Origin of the sequence: Flavobacterium sp. WG21 (genome assembly GCF_000335775.1) — a bacterium.
Lineage (GTDB): Bacteria > Bacteroidota > Bacteroidia > Flavobacteriales > Flavobacteriaceae > Flavobacterium > Flavobacterium tructae.
The window spans coordinates 96,206-117,849 of sequence record NZ_AMYW01000005.1; the positions used below are offsets into that span (position 1 = coordinate 96,206).

General features: G+C 37.0%; 14 protein-coding genes. 6 read left to right on the forward strand and 8 right to left on the reverse strand.

Annotated features, from left to right (window positions below; all coding sequences use genetic code 11):
- Window positions 1-111: 111 nt before the first annotated feature.
- From C245_RS0105855 to C245_RS0105865, 3 genes are read right to left on the reverse strand one after another with little or no spacing between them, the layout of a single operon-like run.
- Entirely contained in the window at window positions 112-405 is a 294-nt protein-coding gene (locus C245_RS0105855; protein ID WP_017495650.1) for a DUF3861 domain-containing protein, read from the reverse strand.
- Window positions 406-423: 18 nt separating this feature from the next.
- Complete coding sequence (locus C245_RS0105860; protein ID WP_017495651.1) at window positions 424-1,158, reverse strand: LytTR family DNA-binding domain-containing protein; 735 nt, start codon at window positions 1,156-1,158, stop codon at window positions 424-426.
- The gene (locus C245_RS0105865; protein WP_017495652.1) at window positions 1,155-2,204 is read right to left on the reverse strand and encodes a sensor histidine kinase; all 1,050 of its coding nucleotides are present in this window, start codon (window positions 2,202-2,204) and stop codon (window positions 1,155-1,157) included. Before C245_RS0105865 ends, C245_RS0105860 begins: the two co-directional genes overlap by 4 nt.
- A gap of 267 nt (window positions 2,205-2,471) precedes the next feature.
- On the opposite strand from C245_RS0105865, the gene C245_RS0105870 reads away from it, so the two are divergent.
- From C245_RS0105870 to C245_RS0105880, 3 genes are read left to right on the forward strand one after another with little or no spacing between them, the layout of a single operon-like run.
- Window positions 2,472-3,635: an efflux RND transporter periplasmic adaptor subunit gene (locus tag C245_RS0105870; protein ID WP_017495653.1), complete on the forward strand. Its 1,164-nt coding sequence runs from the start codon at window positions 2,472-2,474 to the stop codon at window positions 3,633-3,635.
- Window positions 3,636-3,641: 6 nt separating this feature from the next.
- Window positions 3,642-6,812 (forward strand): efflux RND transporter permease subunit, encoded by a 3,171-nt coding sequence (locus tag C245_RS0105875; protein ID WP_017495654.1) that lies wholly within the window; start codon window positions 3,642-3,644, stop codon window positions 6,810-6,812.
- 18 nt (window positions 6,813-6,830) lie between these two features.
- Window positions 6,831-8,237 carry an efflux transporter outer membrane subunit gene (locus C245_RS0105880; RefSeq protein WP_017495655.1) on the forward strand — a complete coding sequence of 469 codons (1,407 nt, stop codon included), beginning with the start codon at window positions 6,831-6,833 and terminating at the stop codon, window positions 8,235-8,237.
- A gap of 135 nt (window positions 8,238-8,372) precedes the next feature.
- On the opposite strand, the gene C245_RS0105890 is transcribed toward C245_RS0105880, so the two are convergent.
- Window positions 8,373-10,058, reverse strand: coding sequence for a glycoside hydrolase family 28 protein (locus C245_RS0105890; RefSeq protein ID WP_017495656.1), 1,686 nt, complete (start codon window positions 10,056-10,058; stop codon window positions 8,373-8,375).
- Window positions 10,059-10,455: 397 nt separating this feature from the next.
- On the opposite strand from C245_RS0105890, the gene C245_RS23605 reads away from it, so the two are divergent.
- On the forward strand, window positions 10,456-11,838 hold the full coding sequence (locus C245_RS23605; RefSeq protein WP_017495657.1) for a hypothetical protein: 1,383 nt from the start codon (window positions 10,456-10,458) through the stop codon (window positions 11,836-11,838).
- A gap of 124 nt (window positions 11,839-11,962) precedes the next feature.
- On the opposite strand, the gene C245_RS0105900 is transcribed toward C245_RS23605, so the two are convergent.
- Complete coding sequence (locus C245_RS0105900) at window positions 11,963-13,294, reverse strand: hypothetical protein (RefSeq protein ID WP_026109898.1); 1,332 nt, start codon at window positions 13,292-13,294, stop codon at window positions 11,963-11,965.
- A gap of 27 nt (window positions 13,295-13,321) precedes the next feature.
- Window positions 13,322-15,727, reverse strand: a complete 2,406-nt coding sequence (locus tag C245_RS0105905; RefSeq protein WP_017495659.1) for a TonB-dependent receptor plug domain-containing protein — start codon at window positions 15,725-15,727, stop codon at window positions 13,322-13,324.
- Between the two features lie 370 nt (window positions 15,728-16,097).
- Here C245_RS0105905 and C245_RS0105910 point away from each other — a divergent pair, with 370 nt between their 5' ends.
- Window positions 16,098-16,931 carry a helix-turn-helix domain-containing protein gene (locus C245_RS0105910; protein ID WP_017495660.1) on the forward strand — a complete coding sequence of 278 codons (834 nt, stop codon included), beginning with the start codon at window positions 16,098-16,100 and terminating at the stop codon, window positions 16,929-16,931.
- Between the two features lie 46 nt (window positions 16,932-16,977).
- Window positions 16,978-18,108 carry an NAD(P)/FAD-dependent oxidoreductase gene (locus C245_RS0105915; protein WP_026109899.1) on the forward strand — a complete coding sequence of 377 codons (1,131 nt, stop codon included), beginning with the start codon at window positions 16,978-16,980 and terminating at the stop codon, window positions 18,106-18,108.
- A 145-nt stretch (window positions 18,109-18,253) separates the two neighbouring features.
- On the opposite strand, the gene C245_RS0105920 is transcribed toward C245_RS0105915, so the two are convergent.
- Both C245_RS0105920 and C245_RS0105925 read right to left on the reverse strand, forming a co-directional pair.
- Window positions 18,254-19,267 carry an FAD:protein FMN transferase gene (locus C245_RS0105920; protein WP_017495662.1) on the reverse strand — a complete coding sequence of 338 codons (1,014 nt, stop codon included), beginning with the start codon at window positions 19,265-19,267 and terminating at the stop codon, window positions 18,254-18,256.
- Between the two features lie 46 nt (window positions 19,268-19,313).
- Window positions 19,314-21,506 carry a PepSY domain-containing protein gene (locus tag C245_RS0105925; protein ID WP_017495663.1) on the reverse strand — a complete coding sequence of 731 codons (2,193 nt, stop codon included), beginning with the start codon at window positions 21,504-21,506 and terminating at the stop codon, window positions 19,314-19,316.
- Window positions 21,507-21,644 lie beyond the last annotated feature (138 nt).

Below are 21,644 nucleotides of genomic sequence, written 5' to 3' on the forward strand. Positions count from 1 at the left end.
TTTAGTTTTGTATAAAAAAAGGCTGAAACAATAACGTTTCTAGCCTTTTTTATAGATACAGAGTCTATGTTTCTATGTGTTAAAATAAATTACGTAGAGAGCAGCTTATAATTATAAACTTTTTAGTTTTTTCATGAAAACCGGAAAGACTTCATTTAATTCTTCAAAAAGAGGGTTGTTGCGGTGTTTCAGTTTTATTTCGCTGAACAATTTGAGACCAAGTGCAAATTGGGTAGCTTCGTGTGGATTTTCAAACAGGTTTTTAGCCTTTATTTTTTCGATGATATCGAATATTTCATCATGATTGTCGAATTCTATTCCAAGCTCTTTTGCGGGTTCCGTTTCGCCGTTTGCGTATTCTTTTAAGCTTAAAGTCAGGTAATATTTGTTTGATCTTTTTTGCATGATATTATTTTTTTAATTTTATTTCAACCATTTGTCTACAATGGTTTTAAAGGTTTCTTTGTATTGTTCACCAACCGTGATCTCGGTTTTATTAATGAATATTGAGTTTTTACTGATGGAGTTTATTTTGTCCAATGCAACAATAAAAGAGCGGTTGATTCGCATAAATTTTAAGGAGGGTAGTTTTTCTTCGAGTGCTTTTAACGAAATCAAAGACATTAATCCTTTTGGGGAATTTTCAAGATGTACTTTCACATAATCTTTGAGACTTTCGATATACAATATATCTTTTAATGAAATTCGAACCCACTGATACTCTACTTTCAGAAAAATAAAATCATCATCATCTGCCGTAATGGACTGAAATTGACCGGAAGCCTCTTCTGTTAATTGTAAAACTTTGCCGGCAGCTCTTAAAAACTCTTCATAACTAAAGGGTTTTAAAAGATAATCAACAGCGTTAACCCGATAACCTTCAATAGCGTAATGATTGTAGGCTGTGGTGAAAATTATTTTAGGTAATGTTCCCTGTTGTTCCTGTAAAAGACGGGCAAGTTCCATACCGCTTAAATTCGGCATATTGATGTCCAGAAAAATAATGTCGGGTTGTTGTTCCCGTATCAGACTCATAGCTTCAATAGCATTATCACAGCTTTGAACCAACTGTAAAAAAGGAGTTTGTTCTATAAAAGTTTCGACCAATTTTAAGGCTAGCGGTTCGTCGTCTACTGCGATACATTTTAATACAATCATTGTTCTAAAGTTATTTGCAGGTTTACTTTATATTTTCCGTTTGGATCAATACCGGCGGTTAAACTGTGTTTGTCAGGATAGATGAGGTGTAATCGGCGTTTGGTATTGGTTAAACCAATTCCGCCCTGTTCTGTTGGAGCTGTTTTTTCGAAAAAAGTGTTTTCTACCTCAAATTCAAGAAGAGTTCCGTTTTGTTTCAGCGCAAAATGAATCTCACTTTTGTCTGTAGCATGCACACCATGTTTAAAGGCATTTTCGACTAAAGGCAGTAAAAGCATCGGTACAATTGGATAATCCTGAATTTTTTCCGGAATATCACCAGTAATGGTCAGTTTACTGTTGGCACGTAGCTTCATTAAAGCAATAAAGTCCTTCATAAAAGCCACCTCTTTCAATAAGGTTGTTCTTTCGCCTTCAGTACTGTAAAGCAGGTATCGCATCATTCGGCTTAAAGTATGAAGCGCATTACGGGAATCTTCAATATTAGTATACGTAAGGGAGTAAATGCTGTTAAGCGAATTAAAAAAGAAATGCGGATTGATTTGTGCTTTCAGCATAGCCAGTTCGGTCATCGTTTTGTCCTGCTCCAGTTTTTGTTTATGTTGAGCAGCTCTTTGCCAATGGAGCAGCATGGCATAACTGGTACTGATGGCTAAAACCAGTAAGGTGAGACTAAAAATATAGTTATCGAAATAGGTGTTTCGGTATCGTTTGAATCGGATAAGTGCAGCCAGTTTGTTATGCAAATCGGTGTTGAGGTTGTAAAAATAGGATGCCAACTGCATGATGAAAATAATCAATAGTAGCCATAACAGGAAAGGACCAATTTTGTCTTTAATGATAGTTTTTGGAACAATTACCTTGGCATTATAGTAAAAAATCGCAAGCATGAAAAGCAAAACAATGGTTTGCCAAATCCAGAATATATGGGGAAGTGCTATATTCCAGGTAAGCGGAATATAAAACAGCTGCATATATCCTAATAATACCCAGGCCAGGATGTGTAATCCGGTAGACATAAACGGTTTAAAAAAATTGGGTGTCATTGTAAGTTGTGATTTTAGGGACAATATTACATTTTATTTGAACAGTATATAAAACCAATCGCCCAAAATAGATTTACAACCCGTAAAAACCATTTTAGAGTCGACGAGGCTATTACAAAAATACTTATTTATCAGGGAACATCTTCCATCGGTTCTCATCTAATCTTTATCGATTGCAGGGGGCTTTTCGTCTATTGTAAAAATTTTGTGTGTTCTATTTCAGTTCTTTTGTTCCTTAATAAATAGATAATCATACAATCCATAAAAATGAAGAAGCAATCTTTTTTAAGTATTCTAGCAGCATCTATTGTGATCACTTCGTGTGGAAACAAAAATGATAAAGCGGCTCAGGCCGGAGGTGCACCACAAGTTAAAGAATATAAAACGCTGACTTTAGAACCTAAATCGGCAACTTTATATACAGATTATCCCGCCAGTATTCAGGGACAGCAAAATATAGAAATTCGTCCGAGGGTAGAAGGGTATATTGATAAGATTTTTGTTGATGAAGGTGCTGTGGTTAGGGCCGGACAGCCATTGTTTAAAATTAGTGCTCCGGAATACGAACAGGAAGTTCGCACAGCTGCTGCAAGTATCAAAAGTGCTCAGGCTAATTTAAGTGCGGCTAAACTGGCAGTCAATAAAGTAAAGCCGTTGGTTGAAAAAGGAATCATCAGTAAATACGATTTAGAATCGGCACAATATACTTATGAATCAGCTTTGGCAACACTGGCGCAGGCCAATGCCAGTCTGGTAAATGCTAAGACAAACTTGGGATATACAACAGTAACCAGTCCTGTTGATGGTGTCGTGGGTTCTATTCCGTTTCGTTTGGGAAGTTTAGTGAGTTCTAATACCGCAGATCCTTTAACGACGGTTTCAAGCATCGGAAATGTATATGCTTATTTTGCAGTGAATGAAAAAAAGCTTCTGAACTTTACTCAGAATACAGATTCCGGAATTGCACTGGCAGAAAAAATTAAAAAGATGCCTGCTGTTTCTCTGCTTCTTTCAGATGGTACAGCTTACGGTGAAAAAGGACGTATTGAAACCGTAAACGGATTAATCAATACCGAGACTGGTTCCGTTACTTTCAGAGCACGTTTCCCCAATACAAAAAGCATCATCAGAAGCGGAAACAGTACTACAGTGAGAATTCCGAACGAAGTGAATCAAGCGATTATTGTTCCTCAAAGCGCCACTTTTGAACTTCAGGATAAATTATTTACCGTAGTAGTTGGAAAAGACGGGAAAACTAAAAATGCCAATATTACAGTTTTAGAAAATACTGCAGGAAATTATTATGTCGTAAAAAGCGGTTTGCAGAGCGGAGACCAAATTGTTTTGGAGGGTGTGGCAGCACTTAAAGACGGAACAGAAATTAAAGCTCAGAATCAAAGTGCAGAAACGGTTTACGCGGATTTAAAATAAAAAGAAATGTTTAAAATATTCATACAACGACCGGTACTATCTACGGTAATATCGGTTATTATCGTAATCCTGGGAATCCTGGGACTGGCCGCGCTTCCTATTGCGCAATATCCGGACATCGCACCACCAACCGTGAATGTAGCAGCAAGTTACACCGGAGCGAATGCAGATGTGGTCCTGAAAAGTATCGTAATTCCGCTTGAAGAGCAAATCAACGGTGTAGAAAACATGACCTATATGACTTCTACGGCGACTAATGATGGTAATGCCTCTATAAAAATTTTCTTTAAAGTAGGAACCGATCCTGATTTAGCTGCGGTAAACGTACAAAACAGGGTCTCCAGAGCTACCAGTTTATTGCCGGTTGAGGTAACTCAGGCGGGGGTAACCGTAACCAAAAGTCAGAGTAGTAACTTGTTGATTTTCTCTTTGTACAGTGATGATAAAGCCTACGATCAGACATTTCTTCAAAATTATGCTAAGATCAACTTAGTACCGCAAATTCAGCGTGTAGTGGGAGTAGGAGATGTTACCGTTTTCGGTTCAAGAGATTATTCTATGCGTATCTGGCTGAAACCCGATGTAATGCAGCAGTATAAATTGATTCCGAGTGATGTTTCGGCTGCTTTGGCAGAACAAAATATTGAAGCGGCACCGGGAAAATTTGGTGAAAACGGAGATCAGGCTTTTCAATATGTAATCAAATACAAAGGGCGTTTAACAAGTGCAAAAGAATTTGAAGAGATTGTCATTAAATCAGCCAGAAACGGACAATTATTGCGTTTAAAAGATGTGGCGAAAGTAGAATTGGGTTCTTTAAGTTATTCTTCGACCAGTACCACAAACGGACGCTCGTCTGTAGGTATTGCAATTAGTCAGACTCCCGGTTCGAATGCACGTGATGTCATTAATAATTCTAAAAAATTGATTGACGAAGCCGTAAAAACGTTTCCGAAAGGCATAAAGTATACTGTATTAATCAATGTCAATGAAAACCTGGATGCTTCAATTGAAAAGGTAATTCACACTTTGGTAGAAGCTTTTATTCTGGTTTTTATTGTAGTATTTATTTTCCTTCAGGATTTCCGCTCGACTTTAATTCCGGCGATTGCAGTTCCTGTTGCGATTGTTGGAACGTTCTTCTTCCTGAATTTATTCGGCTTTACCATTAACCTGCTGACGCTATTTGCGATGGTTTTGGCCATTGGTATTGTGGTCGATGATGCGATTGTAGTCGTCGAGGCGGTACATGCCAAACTCGACAATGGGTACAAATCGGCTAAGAAAGCTACTATTCATGCGATGAATGAGATTTCGGGAGCGATCATTTCGATCACACTGGTCATGGCGGCGGTATTTATTCCGGTAACTTTTATCACAGGTTCGACCGGGGTTTTCTATAAGCAATTCGGAATTACATTGGCGGTTGCGATTATTCTGTCGGCCGTGAACGCACTTACTTTGAGTCCGGCGTTGTGTGCTTTGCTTTTAAAACCACATGCTGACGATCACAAACATCAAAGTTTTATTCAGAGATTTTATACCTCATTTAACGTTGCGTTTGACAATGTAACCGAAAAATACAAACGTTCAGTTCAGTTCCTTTCCATCAAAAAATGGATTGCACTGGGATCCATACTTTTTGCTGCGGGAGCTTTGTTCTATATGATGAAAACGACACCGTCAGCTTTCGTTCCGGCGGAAGATCAGGGTGTAGTTTTTGCCAATATCAGTTTGCCGCCTTCGGCTTCTATGGAACGTTCTGACGTTGTAGCGAAAAAGGTCGATAGTATAGCGCACACCATTCCGGGTGTCGAAAATACCCTTCGTATCGTGGGTCAGAACTTTACAGCAGGTGCGGGTAGTGCCTATAGTATGGTAATTGTGAGATTGAAAAGTTGGGAAGATCGTGAGCTGAGTGTCGATGATGTAATTGGTCAGCTGTTTGCTAAAACGAGTGGCATTCGTGAAGCCAATATCTTCTTTATTTCCCCGCCAACGATTCAGGGATTTGGACAAAGTGGTGGATTTGAATTTCAGTTACAGGACAAAGGAGGCCACAGTACAGCAGAATTTTATAAAGTAAACAATGAATTTCTGGCCAAACTTTCGGCACGTCCGGAGATACAATATGCTACGACGCCTTTTAATCCGGGTTTCCCTCAGTACATGATGGATATTAATCTGGCAAAAGCAAAAGATGCAGGTGTTTCAGTCAATACTATTTTATCAACCATGCAAGGTTATTATGGAGGATTGTACGCTTCTAATTTCAATAAATTCGGTAAGCAATATCGTGTGATGATTCAGGCTTCTCCGGAGTTTAGAACCAATACCGAAGGTTTGAACAAGATCTTTGTCCGCAACAGTGCCGGAACCATGGCGCCTATTACCGAGTTCGTAAAAATGACCAGGGTATTCGGACCGGAATCTATCTCAAGATTTAACCTGTTTACCTCTATTTCGATCACGGGAGCACCAAAACCGGGTTATAGTTCGGGAGATGCTATTAAAGCGATTCAGGAAGTAGCAGCAGAGAGTCTTCCTGCAGGTTATGGTTATGAATTTTCGGGATTAACGCGTGAAGAATTAGCATCAGGAAGTGAGACGATCTTTATTTTTGTATTGTGTCTGGTGTTTGTTTATTTCCTGCTAAGTGCACAATACGAGAGTTATATCCTGCCTTTTGCTGTACTGTTTTCAATTCCGTTTGGATTGGCAGGAGCCTATTTGTTCTCGATTATTTTCAAGTTGAACAGTAATATTTATTTACAGATTTCTTTAATCATGTTAATTGGGTTATTGGCCAAGAACGGGATTTTGATTGTCGAATTTGCACTCGAAAGGCGCCGAAAGGGATTGCCAATTGTACAGTCGGCTATTGAAGGAGCGGTAGCACGTTTCCGTCCGATTTTGATGACCTCTTTTGCTTTTATTTTAGGACTTGTTCCTTTAATGTTTGCTTCGGGCGCAGGTGCTGTTGGAAATAAATCGATTGGAACGGGTGCTGTTGGAGGAATGTTGATCGGTACCATTTTAGGAGTATTTGTAATTCCGGTATTGTTCATCATTTTCCAGACATTGCAAGAGCGTGTGAGTGGTCCGCCAAAAGAAAATTATGATGATGAAGGTGATGATGACGAGGAAGTGCAATTGATAGAAACTCACAAAGAGTAGTAATTTAATTTTAAAAAAATGACTCATAGTTCTAATAAATATATTCTTGTGGTAGTGGCAGCGACACTGTTGAGTGCGTGTTCGATTACCAAGAAATACGAACGTCCGTCGGCTATTTCGACCGATAAGTTGTATCGCGATCAAAATGCTGCCGATTCGACTACTATGGCAAGTATGCCATGGCAAACTGTTTTTAAAGATGAGAAACTGAATGCTTTAATTCAAAAAGGATTAGATCAGAATCTCAATTTAAAGAATGCGATCGAAAATATAGTGCAGTCGAGAGCTACTTTGCGTCAGGCAAAATTGGCTTATTATCCAACGCTGAATTTTGATGCGAGTGCTACACATAACAAACAATCAAAGGCGGGACTGAATTTTCCCCCGGGAATTAATATCAATACACTGACAACAACCTATAAATTAGGGTTAAATACTTCCTGGGAACTTGATATTTGGGGAAAATTGAGCAGTTCAAAAAGAGCGGCTCTAGCTGCCTATCTTGCTACAGATGCTGCAAAACAAGCCATTCAGACACAATTGATCGCTGATATTGCGAATAATTACTTTCTGTTGTTAGCGTATGACAAACAATTAGAAATTACCAAAGCGACTTTAGAAAGCCGTATTAAAAATGTGGAAACGATTAAAGCTTTAAAAGAAGGTGCAATAGTTACCGGAGCAGCAGTGGTGCAGAGTGAAGCCAATCAGCATGCAGCCGAAGTATTGATTCCGGATTTAAAACGAAGTATTCGTGAAACGGAGAATGCGCTTAATATTTTGTTGGGACAAGCTCCGGGCACTATTGAAAGAGGGACATTGGGGAACCAGACCGTTCCGGAAAATCTTGCTGTAGGTATGCCGGCACAATTGCTGGAAAACCGTCCGGATGTTCGTCAGGCCGAGTTTAATTTCCGCACTGCGTTTGAAAGTACCAATATGGCTAAAACGTATTTTTATCCAAGTTTAACGCTTACCGCAAGTGGCGGATTCTCTAACCTGCAACTAACGGATTTCTTTACCAATTCTGTTTTTTATTCTTTGATAGGAGGCTTAACACAGCCTATTTTCAATCAGGGACTGAATAAGGCAAGATTAACAACAGCACAATCCAAACAAGTTCAGGCGCTGAACGATTTTCAGCAAAGTCTTTTAGTAGCAGGGCAGGAGGTATCAAATGCTTTGTATGCTTATGAAATGGCCGTTGAAAAAGAAGATTCAAGACAAAAACAAATTGAAGCCCTTGAAAAAGCGGTCGATTTTACACAACAGCTTTTAGAGTACAGCTCGGCAACCAATTATACCGATGTATTAACTTCAGAGCAAAATTTATTGGCAGCGCAATTAAGCGGTATCACTGATAATTTGCAAAAATTGCAAGCCGTGGTCGATTTGTATCGTGCCTTAGGTGGCGGATGGAAATAGTTTTCGCGGCTTCTATTATTTTAAATTTTGAAACGAAAAGCGCCTCAGAGTATGGGGCGCTTTTTTTTATTTAGAGTTTCGTGAACTTTCTTTGATAAACGGAATCACTCTTTTGATTGCGTTCCGATTTTAATCTCAGAATTTTACAGCATTTTTGGGAACAGTTTCTCCGAGGGTAGTTGTTTTAGAAAAATCTGTTTTTGGAGATGCAGCCAACTCAATATTCTGACAAGCTTCTCCGTTAATGGAGATTGCTTTCGCAGAAGTCGAATTAAAAGCTATATTTTTTAAAAACATATTTTTAGTATTGTAAATTTCAAATACGGTAGGGTTTTCGATGTCTAATTTTGCATGGTTGATTTTAATTCCATTAGCATCAATAATCGAAAAGCCTTTTTCTGCTTTGGCGGTCAAATTGGAGATTTCGATGTTTTCCAGATTCATTTCAGGCAGACCTTGTAGAAATACCGCTTGCTGTGCGCCCTTAATGGTGATGTTTTTAATTGAAATGTTTTTAAATTGTGGCGTTTCTTCACTTACAGGAATAGCTTTTGTCGTTACAGTGTTTCCGCCTTCGGCCAAAGTTTCGGCTATGGATTTTCCCCCATAATATAAATCAAATGAAATGGCTTGTGATGGAATATCGGTCATAAAAATATCCGAGATATAAATGTTTTCCACAATTCCCCCACGTCCACGGGTGCTTTTAAAACGCAAACCAACATCAGTTCCCATGAAAGTACAATTGGAGACGTGCAGATTTTTCACCCCACCCGACATTTCACTTCCTACCGTTACACCGCCATGTCCGTGATAAACGATGTTGTTTTTTACGATAATATTTTCGCAGGCAACACCTCGATCACGACCGTCTTTGTCTTTTCCCGATTTGATACAGATGGCATCATCACCCACATCAAAACTTGAATTTTCGATAATTACATTTTTGCAGGATTCGACGTCAAGACCGTCACCGTTTTGCGAAAACCACGGATTACGAACCGTTATATTTCTAACGATTAAATCCTCTATCATAAAAGGATGAAGGTTCCAGGCAGGTGAGTTTTGAAACACAGGACCATCAAATAGTACTCTTTTACTGTTTTGTATGCTCACTAAAACCGGACGAAGAAAGTCGTGAATGGCTTCAAATTCTTCTTTCGTTTTTAGATCGTGACGAACATTCTGATCAGCACCTTTGGAGCCTTTTAAATATTGTTCAGAAGGATACCAGCTGTCTTTCTTTTCATTTAAAACGCCACCGGAAGCGATAAATTTCTTCCATTGTTCTTTCGTCAGTTTGTTTTTTTTAACCTGTCTCCAGGCTTCTCCGGAACCGTCCCACACACCACTTCCTGTAAAGGCTACATTTACCAGATTCTTGCCATAAATAGGAGAGATGCAGCGCCAGGTGTTAAGCCCTTCAAAACTGGTTTCAATAATTGGATATAAATTTTTGTCGGTAGAGAATTTAATTAAGGCTCCCGTTTGGGCATGAAGTTCAATATTGCTTTTTAGTATAATCGGACCTGTTAGCCAGATTCCGGGTGGAATAATTACTTTTCCACCACCTTTTTTTGACACGGCTTCTATGGCATCAGCGAAAGCTTTCGTGTTTAAAACATATCCGCCATTTACAGCACCAAAATCTTTTAGATTTACAGTATTATTAGGTATTACCGGTTCATTGACTTTGGGCATTTTAAACTCGATGTCTTTGTATGTATCATAAGAATCTGAATTTTGTGCAGTAAGTTCGGAACAGGTCACAAGTAAAAATACCACTGTAAAAAACAAGTGATGAATAGATTTGGTTTTCATATGTATAGTTCTTTATGGATTTTTTTATTGATGTTGGAATTTAGGCCAACATTAATAAAAAAAATTAAATGTAATCGATTACACAAAACTATTGAAAAATATTTATAAATGATAATTTACTTCAAAAATAAAATAATCATTAAATAAATTTCATTGCTCAACGTGATCGCTTTACCACGAATGGCATCAATTTTACAAATTCTGTTTGATTTCTTTTTTGCTATAGAAATTGTGTGAGTCAATATAAGTTTTTTTCTTAATTGAACTTATATAACATTTAGAATTTAATTTTTAAGCTTGTTTTTTGTGAAAGAAATAATGTTATTTTAGCTGAAGATTTGTAATGTTAAATAGTACATTTAATTTTGCAAAATATAACTAAAATATAAGTGATTTTATGAATAAAACACTTTGGGAAAAGGTTTTAGCATTTAGTTTTGATCAACCAAATGATCAATATGGGTTTTCAACAAGATTAGCACTAGAGAATCATTGGACGATTCATTTTACTCAAAGTGCCATAATTGAATATAAAAAGTTTCTTTTTCTGGCTGCAACCAATAACGAAATGGTTTCACCTTCAGAAATTGTTGATATTGTCTGGCATCAACACTTAATTTTTACTAATTCTTATTCTGATTTCTGTGATTTATTAGGAAAAAGAATAGAACATATTCCCTCAACTCATAATAGATCAGAATTTGATAAGTTTAAAATGGCAAAAGAAAGGACAAAGGAGCTTTATGAAGTTAATTTTGGCCCACAGTTAGCTGAAATTTGGCATTATCATAATGAACTAGATTCTTTACATTTAGAGAGAAGCAGCTATGAAATTTCAAAACTTAGAAAAAACTTTCTAATTTATACCATTGCTCTATCATTTCCGGTATGTTTTGTTATCTTTTCGCTTCTAACAAAAATTAAGAATCCTAATTTTCTTATAGTCTATCTTTTGCTTTTTGTAGTTGTAATTTTATTCTTGAAATTTTATGTCCGAAAAAGTTTTCTTTCGCTATATGATACAATTAAGTCCAATTTCATTTTGCAGAATCTTACGGCACTTGAGATGGTGTTTTTTAGAGAAAACAAACTGGATGCTGTCATTAATGGAGTGGTGAATAATTTGATTGTAACTCATAAAATTAAGATTTTAACAAATAATAGATTAGAATTAATTGATGAAAGTTTTATTGAAAATCGATATGAGAATTGTATAGTCGAAATTATGAAAGATTTTGAGCCAATGTCCTATCAGGAGTTATGCAAGATTGCTTCACAAAAGCCTATTTTTGAGCAGCTTCAGAAAGCAACTTACAGAATAAGAAACAGAATTTTTGATTCGAAAAAATTTGCAAATGTAGTGATCGTTGTAATGAGTGTTTTAGGATTCTTGTTAAGCATTGGTTTTAGCAGATTTATAACCGGAGTTTGGAGAGGTAAACCAATTACATTTTTATTTTTTGCGATTGTCCCTTTGGCTATAATTTCATTGTATTATATCAATCAAGTATTAAATTTAATGTTTACAACTATTATACCTTCTGTTTTTGAAGATAAGGCAAGGATAGTAACAGCATCCGAAAAGAATTGGGAGTGGGATTATTTTCTTTATGGAAATATAATATTAGCAAATTCATTTATGCCATTGATTAATTACAATACTAATTCGGTTTCTTCAAATAATTTTACCAGTTCAGGATCATGCGGAACTTCTTATTGTGGAACTTCTTCTTGTGGAAGTTCTTGCGGTTCTTCGTGTGGAGGATGTGGTGGTGACTAAAAGAAATCATTTTAAATAAAAAACAAACATTCCGTTCCAGAAATCTGAAACGGAATGTTTTAATTAAAAAAAAAACTCAAGTAATAACAATTGTTATGAGTGCTTTTACTGCTTGTGCAGATTTTTAGAATACTCCAATATAGTGGTTTCCAGGTTTGTTTACCAATTTAGCTCCTTTAGTAACAGCTCCTGTTGGGATATCGATCACGTAAATATTTCCGTCTTTTCCAACCGGTGTAACCGCTAAGTAAAGCTCATTTCCATCCACTACAAAACCTTGGTACTGACCAAAATCTATAGCAGCATCGTAATCAATGCCTTCTACTTTTTTAGCTGTTTTAGCATTTAAATCTACTCTTGCAACAAATCCCTGATCTCCAGTAGCAGTGCTGGTGTAAAGTACGTAAGCGATTCCGTTTCCTGCGTATCTCCAGGCATCGATATAAGATCCTTTTATGCCTAATGCAGCATCAAGACTGATAACAAATGAATCATCATATTGATTGTTTTGGTTGATTCTTACGATATAAGAACCTTTGTTGGTATCTCTTTGGGTAGCCTGATAAATGTTACCGTCAGTTCCTAAGAAGCTGTTGAAGCTACGGAAACCACTGGTATCTCCAAAACCAACTTTAGAAGTAATGATTTGTGGATTCTCTAATGATGGATAATCTACTACAACAGATTTAGCACCCGGGCGGTCGTAAGTAGTTTCGATTTGTCCTGTAGTAGGATTCGTTTTACGTAACCATGTTCCGATAATTACTTTATTTCCTGCTTTGTTGATCGTAGGAGCATCTAAACGAAAAATATGGTGTCCTTGAGCTTCTTCCTGAGCGGTTAACGGAAGTTCATATTGTTTGAATCCTGAAATACGAATTCCTTTAAGATCTAAAGAAAGTACGGTAGCTGTACCTCTTGTATACATATACGTTTTGTCCGGATTTGTTTTAACTACCGGAGCAGTTACATTTACTGCAACTCCGGTTTTGTCTCCGTCAAAAAGTTTATTCCATCTTGGAGATGTTCCGGCATATTGAGAAATGTTTACAGTTGTACCTGATTGTGTGAAGTTTTTAGCTCCATTTACAGTATAGGTCATAAATTCTCCTCCGTTAGCCCCTGTGTAGGTGATGTTGAAAAGAGTTTTTCCATCTACAGACGATTGCAAACGAGCCGTTCTGTTAGATTGTACCGGCATTCCGTCTGCGTAAACATTAATCGAATAGTTTGGATCTTTAGCATTTTTTTTGGTTACAGCATAAACCATAGTTCCTCCGTTTCCATCACCAGGAGCATCCTGCATTAGTGCTCCCGAAACTGTAATCCAACGATCTGGTGTTTCCGGATTTACCGGATCAGCACTTTTTTCATCATTGCTGCTGCAGCCTGTAGCCAATGACAATGTGCCTAATACTAAACCACATGTCAATAGTTTAAACATATTTTTTCTCATATTCATTAGTTTTAAAAAAATTAGATATTAAAATTTATTAAGGGTATAATTCAGTTTCAAATAAAAAGCGCGTCCCGGTTTTTGTACAGCGTAATTATCGAAAACTTGTTTATCGAAAATGTTTTTAGCATCGAAGCTTAGTACGAATTGTTTTTTTGGAAATGCATAACTCAAACCTAAATCCTGTACAAATTGCGCCGGTGTTTTTGAGTTTATGACGTCAATCCAAAGTGTGGCGAAGGGATCTACATAACCAAAATTATAATACAAACTTAGTTGCGAATTTTTCTGTATCAGTTCTTTAAAATTGTATTGTACATTACCATTTACGGTGAAGAAAGGCTCATTTGGAATTTGCTTATTATAGTTCGATAACTGTCCTCCATTACCATCAAATTGCATCTTGAACAAAGAGTTAAATTTTGACATGTTCATTGATAAGAACAAGCGATCTTTGTAACTATAATTAAAAGAAGCTTCATAACCAATAGATTGTGTACGCCCCAGGTTTTCAAACGGTAAGGTTTGTATGGCATCATTTACCCTGTTACCGGAAGTACGAACAATTCGGTCTTTGGCATTCCTTGAAAAACCTGATGCAGCAATTGAAATCTTATGTGTATTTATTTCGTAGGGACCAAATTGTACGCCTACATTGAAATTGTTGCTTTGCTCTGGTTTTAGATTGGGGTTAGCCAGTACATTTTCACTAGGTCTTCCGAACATTTCATCTGAAGTTGCTAATCGGATGGCTTTCTCCGCAGATGCCGTGATCATTAGTTCAGGAGTAATAAAGTAAGAAGTAGCCAGTCCGTATCCAAATAATGGAGTTGCACTTTTGGTAATCTTTTCTACAACGGTAGTTTGCCCGTTTTGTGTAACCAATTCCGGTTTTCTGTGGTTTACTTTTTGTTCGTAAAACTTACCAAAAATATTGGTTCTCAAACGTGATTCAAAAGCCTGCATTTCATAAGCTAATGAAGTGACTGTTTTTTGCAAATCAAATGTTGCTTCAAAATCTTTTTGAAATTCCGGTTTGATTAAATCGTCTTCATTTCTATCCAGTTTATAATATAAATTGCTGAATATAAATCGGTTGTATTCATTTAGGTTATAGGTAAATACGCTTCTGGAACTTAATATATTTTCTGAAATGTTATTAATGGTTGGGCCACCTTGCTGTGCACCAGTATAGGATAAAACCGGTTCACCATATAAACCTATTGCTTTTTCACCGTTCCAATTGTAATTCCATTTTACCGTATCGTTTACGACTTCATGTTTATTGCTAAAGACGGTATTGGTTGAAAAATCAAGTTTTTTAAAGAGAAAACCTTTTTTAGAGTAATTCAGGCTTATTACGGTAGCATCAGCTTCGGAAAAACGTCCCTTATAAGGCCTTGTCATGAATTGACCGTGTTGAATCTGATTGTGATCTTCAGAGACATTTATACCAATTAAAAAATTGTCAGCCCATTTTACATTGGTAAAACCGGTTTCAAATCTTCCTCCATAGGATCTGTATCGGTTTTCGAAACGTTTGGCGCGTGTAAGTTCGTAACGTCCATCCGGTGCTATATTGTAAACGAATCTTCCCCATACTTCATAATCGTTATCTGAGTAATTATAAAAGCCCGATCCTTTTAAGGTAAATCCCGATTTGTCACGATAGGTCGTATTAAAGTTGGACTGAATGGTATTAAAAGATCCATAAGAAGCAGAAGCATTCAGCGTGTTTTTAACACCTTTTTTCAAAATTACATTTATGGCTCCGCCTAAGGCATCGTCCGCCAGTTCTGCCGGGGTAACCCCTTTGTAAACTTCGATGCGCTCGATTAAGGCAGGTGGTATGCTGTTAAGACTAAAGGAAGAACCATAAGTAGAAAGCGGAATTCCGTCAATAAAAATTCGGATAGCATTTCCGGACATTCCATTCAGATTGTAATTTACGCTTGAACCTAATCCACCGTTTTGTCGGATTCGTACGCCTGCGGAACGATCAAGTAATTCATTGGTTTGCAGGTTTCGTGTGGCGGCGTCTTTAGTTTCTATAACATTTACAGAGAAACCTTTACTGATGATTTCTTTTTTTACAGAGTTTTTCTTTACGACAACCTCTTTTAAGGCTTTAGGATCATTTGATTTTTCTAATGAGATATTTACCTGAGCAGTAGGACTGTTTAAAGTTACCTTTACTGTTTTAGTTTTCGCTTCAAGTGATGTAATTTCAAGTGTATAAGTACCATAAGCAACATTTTTAATTTCAAATTGACCGTTGTTACCAACCATGGCAAACTTTTGAGTTCCGGCAATTGTAACTGTAGCGCCAAATGCAGATTCAGAATTTTCAAAAGTAACTTTTCCTTTAATATTTCCATTTTGGGACCAAACTGAAAAATGAACGAACGTCAACAATAACAATAAAAACCTCATGATTTATGTACTTCTTAAATAGAAATGCAAAGCTAAATCATTGTTTATATTTAATCTAAATAAAGGAATTAGAAGATCATTAGAATTACATTAGAAATTCTAATGTTGACATAAATTTAGATTTTAGAGGCTAAGAATCGGGGGTGTTTTGTACTATAATACTTTTTAAATTGCAAAGGTCGAAATTGAGAATAGTTCAATGCAAAGTTTATTATTCTATTTTTATGATTGATAAACAGTTGTTTATGTTATGCTGTAATAGTACCTGATAATTTCTTAATTTTGAAATGGATTATTGTCAAAATAAGGTCAGTTTTTTGAAATGGCTTTTGTTTGTTTTATAATTGTTTGTCTCTAATTTCTTCCAATTATGCTTTCTTTTCAAACCAACCATCAGGAATTTGTTCCGCCCGAAGAATTACAAAAAAGCATAAAGTGCTTTTGGTATGATAAGATTGATTACGGCAAAGTACAGTCGAACTTTGAAGTGATACCGGATGGTTATGCTGAAATTATTTTTTATTTTGGAAATGAGCTTCGTATTTCTTCTAATGGAGTTTTGAAACCACTGTCATCACCATTTATGATAGGGTTACTCCATCAGCCAGCTGTTTTCAATTCTGTTGATTCACTTGAAATTATCGGTATTAGATGTTATCCGTGGATGGTTTTTGACCTGCTTGGATTGTCTTCCCAAAAGGGTAAGGAGGGAGTACAGGTTTTTGAGCATCCTATTGCTAAACTTCAGTCTGTTTTGAACGATCTGATCGCTTCTCACAAAATTGAAGAGGCTATTGCCAAAGTCGAAGACTATTTTTTTGCAGCAGAAGCAAAGTCTGACAGCAATAGTTTGATATCTAAAGCAGGAATTGCTATGACGGCAGCCGGAGGGCGTATATCGGTTAGAGAGGTAGCTGCCGCTTCTCATGCTACAATACGTACTTTAGAAAGAAATTTTAAGCAATCGTCAGGTTATACGGTTAAAGATGTTTCGGCTGTCATGCGCTTCGAACAGGCTCGCAACCGATTATGGCTCGAGCCCAATCTAAGTATTGCAAGTTTAGCGCAGGAATTAGGTTATACGGATCAGTCTCACTTGAGCAAAGAATTTAAACGTTACAGTGGTACCACACCGGGTGCATTTGCACGAAAAGCAAAGCAACAGCTGATAAACCATGATTTTGTCGCATTTATACAATCCTAAAATAATCGGATAGCAGAATTTTGTCATTCATAATTTAGAAGATAAAATGATGTTATTAAAAGATAAAAAAGTAGCCATTATCGGTGCAGGACCGGTTGGTCTTACTATGGCAAAATTATTACAGCAAAACGGAGCTGATGTTACCGTTTATGAAAGAGATTCAAATGCCCAAGTCAGAATTTCAGGCGGGACTCTTGATCTTCACAAGGGTTCAGGACAAGAAGCTTTAAAACAAGCAGGTTTATTACAGGATTATTTTGACAGGGCGGTACCAATGGGAAGAACAGTAACAGATCCCCAAGGAAATGTGTTATTTTCTAAAACAACAACCGAAGAAGAACGTTATGATAATCCCGAAATTAACAGGAACGATTTGAGATTGTTATTGCTTAATAGTGTGAAAAGTGATACTGTAGTCTGGGACAGCAAGTTTACCAATCTTAAAGTGACTAAGGGAAAATGGGTTTTAGAGTTTGATAATGAAACAAATGCGATTGCCGATTTTGTTATTGGAGCCAATGGGGGAATGTCTAAAGCCAGAAAATTTATCACACCCGCTGCAATCGAATATACCGGAACATTGATGATACAAGGCGAGGTGCTTTGTCCGGAAACATCCTGCGAGAAGTTCAATAAATTGTGTAATGGCAGTATACTTATGACTTCCGGAAAAGAAGGTTTGTTGGTTGCGAATCCAAAGAATGGAAAAGTATTGAGTTATAATGTCATTTTTAAAAGTCCAGAGGAGTTTATCAGAAAAGATGGAGCTTTTGAAAGTACAGATGGCATTCGAAAGTACCTCTTAAATCGGTTTTTTGAATGGGACGAATGCTATAAGGAATTGCTTGAAGCTACTTCTTCTTTTGTTTTGTGGCCAACGAGAAAGATCAGTTTAAATCTTCAATGGAAGAAAGAGCGTCCGTTACCTATGACACTCATTGGAGATGCAGCACATATTATGCCTCCATTTGCGGGTCAGGGGGCAAATATAGGATTATTAGACGCCTTAATTTTATCGAATAATCTGACCAATGGTGAATTTAAAACGATAGAGGAAGCAATCAGTGATTACGAACAAAAGATGTTTGTTTATGCCACACAAGCCCAACTCGAGACGGCAACTAACGAAATAGCAATGCTAAGTCCTGATTTTTCTTTCCTGAAATTTTATGAGTAATAAAGACTCTCGCAGAGGCGTAAAAGCGCAAAGTTTTAGATTGGATTATTTGAAGACTTCGTACAGAAACAGCTTAGCGTCTTCGCGACTTTGCGAGACACAAAAATCTGCGTGAAAAAAACTTTTCTAACATCTTGATATAAAACTAAAGTTTAGCTTTAAATTTCTTTATTTTGAAGTTTGCAGATTTTATTAATTTTCCGTTGTCGGTGATCATGACACAGCTGTAGTCGGGATATTTTTTTAAAAGAAGAAGTCCCGCTTTTTGTCCTAAAACCATAAGAGAAGTACTTAACCCATTTGCAGTTTCGGCATTGGGACCAAAAACAGAAACACTACACAAACCAGTAGCAGGATATCCGGTTGCGGGGTTGATGATATGAGAATAACGCTTGCCGTTGAAAACAACAAACTTTTCATAACTTCCGGAGGTGGTCACAGCACCATTGTTTAACGGAACAACGGCAAACAAAGTATCAGGATGAAAAGGATTCGTCATGCCAATGTTCCAGTCTTTTCCGTTGGGTTGTCTTCCCCAGGCAGTCATATCGCCTGAACCGTTTACAATTCCGGCTTTGATGCCTTTTGCAAGCATTATATTTCGGCATTTATCAGTTGCGTAACCCTCTCCCAAAGCGCCAAATCCAATTTTCATTCCTTTGAGTTTTAGGAATATGGTCGATTGAACACTGTCGAGGATAATATTTTTGTAACCTACTTTTTCTACAGATTTTTTGATGGCCTCGGCAGAAGGCATTTCTGTCATCGATCCGTCAAATTTCCAGATTCGATCCATTGCGGCAAAACTGATGTCGAAACCACCTTTGGTAGCTTCAGAAAATTGTAATGCTCTTCGGGTGAGTTCAAAAACTTCACGATCTACCTTTACAGGACGGATTCCCGCATTTTGATTGATCTCAGAGACTTGTGAATCAGATTTCCAGTCGGAGATCAGGTTTTCAATTCGTGTAATTTCAGCAATTACAATATCGATATTTTGTTCTGCGGTAAGGGAATCTTTTGCAACGATCGAAATGTCAAAACGTCCTCCCATGAGCAGTGTAGTTCTTTTTCGTAAAACTTGTGCATTACTGGTCAGACCACCTAGTATTAGCAGTAAAAACAGGTAAAAAGTAAAGACTGATTTTTTGATTGACATTGAAATTTATTTTACATTTTAAACGAAAATCAGGTGTAATAATTCATTAATAACAATCGCTCAAAAGCTGACCGTTTTTCTTGTATTCAGAAAGATTCTTGACATTTCTTTCGAGACACAATTGATCGAGAATTGCTTCGACATCCTGCTGCATGGCAAGTGAACCGCAAATCATAATAACACCGCCTTTTTGCAATAAGTTGATAAAGAAATCAGCATCACGTTTGATGAGATCCATCACATAAAAATGCTCGTTTTCGCGGGACAGAGCCAGATGAAAACTATGCAGTTTTTGTTTCTGAATCATTTCGGTAGTAAACTTTTTATAACCCGAAACCGTTTCCGTTTCCATACGGAATCCTGAATATAAATGTGTTTCTGTCTTGGCTTTATTTTGCTCAATCATTCCAAGAAAAGGAGCAATACCCGTTCCGTTTGAAATAAAGGCAGCCTGAGGTATTTTTTTAGGAAAATGGAACGCTTTATTGTTGATGATTCTGGCTTTTATCACATTTCCGGGTGCCAGAGCGTTTAGAAAACCTGAGCCTAATCCGTGTGGATGTAGTTTTACGACTAATTGTATGCTTCCGGAATGACTTCCGATCGAATAGAGACGTTCCCTGCTGTCGTTAGCCGGATAAATAGCCAATAAGTCACCAGAAGTAAATTTAGCCCTCATGTTGGCGCGCAAGGTGATCAGGAAAGTCTGCTCGGTTTCGGAAATAAGTGTTTTGTCCAAAACCATTAATTTTTGCAATCCTTTCGGAACATGATTGTAAAGCGAAGGAGTTGTCGACAATGGAATTTCCATCTTAGCACTCCACAATCTGATCCAGTTCACAAATTCAACTGCCGATTTATCATTTACTGTCTGAACTTCCAATAAACGTTCCGCCCAATTTTGATTTTCTAACTGTTTGTCGATTTCGAAAGCAAAACCGCAAAAATCAGGATAGGCATTTGAACCGAATCCTACTACAGAATAAGTGATTTTTTGCTGTTGCGGATATTTCTTTAAAAGGGATATAAATTTATTTCCATTCGAAGGCGCATCTCCTAATCCGTGTGTAGAGGAGAAGACAATCAGATGTTCTGCTTTTGGAAAAGCAGTGTAGCTGTTCAATTCGGTAATGAATGCTTTTTTGCCTTGATCGATCAATTGTTTGAGTACAGCATTGGCAAATCGTAAAGAACTTCCATTTTCTGAACCGACAAGCAATATAAATTCACTTTCATTGGCTTTGAATTTATTTTTGATTCGGCTAGATCTTCTTTTTAAAGTAATTGCAAAACCCGAATAGATAAAAAAGAGGATATTAATGCTGGCAATGGCAAGTATAAAAGCCCAAATTCCGTTGGCTCTTCCGGTATGAAGATCAAGGCTTAAGTCTGAAAACTGGGCTGTCATTGGAGAAAGTTTTTTTTCAACAATAGTTCCGGTTACCTGATTGACTTCGATTTCACGGTCCTTTAATTCGATGATGTAGTATTCTTCCGGATCATCTGTAAATGGAAATTCAATATGTTTGACGTCTGCCAAAAGAGTATGTTTGAAAACAGAAGTTTCTTTTTCTTCTTTGGAAACAGCAGCTTTTACCATTTTGACTTTTTCCTGATCTTTTTTATCCATGAAGAAATTGAATTTTTCCAGAGATAAATACGTTCCTGTAAGTGCAATAATTAAAATCGGAATTAGCGCCAGTCTTCCCAGAACTACATGGTAGTATTGTGCGAAATATTCTTTAACTACTTTAGAGAAAAAATTACGAATACCTCTTTGTCGGTTTAAAACCAATGCAAAACCCGATATTGCAATTAAAACGAGTAAAAAGGAAATAATGCCAACAAAAAATCGTCCCGTTTCATGAAGAAACAAAGAACGATGGAATCCGGTAACCCATTGAATAAAATCACTTTTTTTCAGGGGTGTTCCTAATTTTTTACCGGTTTTAGGATCAATATAAGCGTTAACGTCATTACCCTCTTCATCAATAGCCTGCAGGGTTACAAATTGATTGTGATCGACATTTATGGTAGTGATTTCAGAATAATTCTTTTTGAGTACGGTAAGGGCTTCTTCCAATGTGATCTTATCAAAATTCTCAGCCCGGTACGGAAGTGTTTTTTCCTGCATCGCATCAACAGCCAGTATAGTACCTGTTGCCGAAGCGAGGATTAAAAATAGAGAAGAGAATAAAGCAAGAGCCAGGTGCGCGTAACGCCAAAAAGAAAGAGTCATTGAATGTAATCTATAATGTAATCAAATGTAAGCGTTTTTTTGCCACAGATTAAAAGGATCTGATTTTGTTGAATCCTGTAGAATCTGTGGCTATTCTTTTTTTAAAGAAATTAATTGATAGTAAACCGTACGATGACT

What these genes read in the sequence shown, in the direction of transcription:
- C245_RS0105890 (WP_017495656.1), bottom strand. Translation starts at nt 10,058, where the DNA reads ATGAAAACCAAATCTATTCATCACTTGTTTTTTACAGTGGTATTTTTA.
- C245_RS0105900 (WP_026109898.1), bottom strand. Translation starts at nt 13,294, where the DNA reads ATGAGAAAAAATATGTTTAAACTATTGACATGTGGTTTAGTATTAGGC.
- C245_RS0105865 (WP_017495652.1), bottom strand. Translation starts at nt 2,204, where the DNA reads ATGACACCCAATTTTTTTAAACCGTTTATGTCTACCGGATTACACATC.
- C245_RS0105860 (WP_017495651.1), bottom strand. Translation starts at nt 1,158, where the DNA reads ATGATTGTATTAAAATGTATCGCAGTAGACGACGAACCGCTAGCCTTA.
- C245_RS0105870 (WP_017495653.1), top strand. Translation starts at nt 2,472, where the DNA reads ATGAAGAAGCAATCTTTTTTAAGTATTCTAGCAGCATCTATTGTGATC.
- C245_RS0105915 (WP_026109899.1), top strand. Translation starts at nt 16,978, where the DNA reads ATGATGTTATTAAAAGATAAAAAAGTAGCCATTATCGGTGCAGGACCG.
- C245_RS0105855 (WP_017495650.1), bottom strand. Translation starts at nt 405, where the DNA reads ATGCAAAAAAGATCAAACAAATATTACCTGACTTTAAGCTTAAAAGAA.
- C245_RS0105905 (WP_017495659.1), bottom strand. Translation starts at nt 15,727, where the DNA reads ATGAGGTTTTTATTGTTATTGTTGACGTTCGTTCATTTTTCAGTTTGG.
- C245_RS0105920 (WP_017495662.1), bottom strand. Translation starts at nt 19,267, where the DNA reads ATGTCAATCAAAAAATCAGTCTTTACTTTTTACCTGTTTTTACTGCTA.
- C245_RS0105910 (WP_017495660.1), top strand. Translation starts at nt 16,098, where the DNA reads ATGCTTTCTTTTCAAACCAACCATCAGGAATTTGTTCCGCCCGAAGAA.
- C245_RS23605 (WP_017495657.1), top strand. Translation starts at nt 10,456, where the DNA reads ATGAATAAAACACTTTGGGAAAAGGTTTTAGCATTTAGTTTTGATCAA.
- C245_RS0105875 (WP_017495654.1), top strand. Translation starts at nt 3,642, where the DNA reads ATGTTTAAAATATTCATACAACGACCGGTACTATCTACGGTAATATCG.
- C245_RS0105880 (WP_017495655.1), top strand. Translation starts at nt 6,831, where the DNA reads ATGACTCATAGTTCTAATAAATATATTCTTGTGGTAGTGGCAGCGACA.
- C245_RS0105925 (WP_017495663.1), bottom strand. Translation starts at nt 21,506, where the DNA reads ATGACTCTTTCTTTTTGGCGTTACGCGCACCTGGCTCTTGCTTTATTC.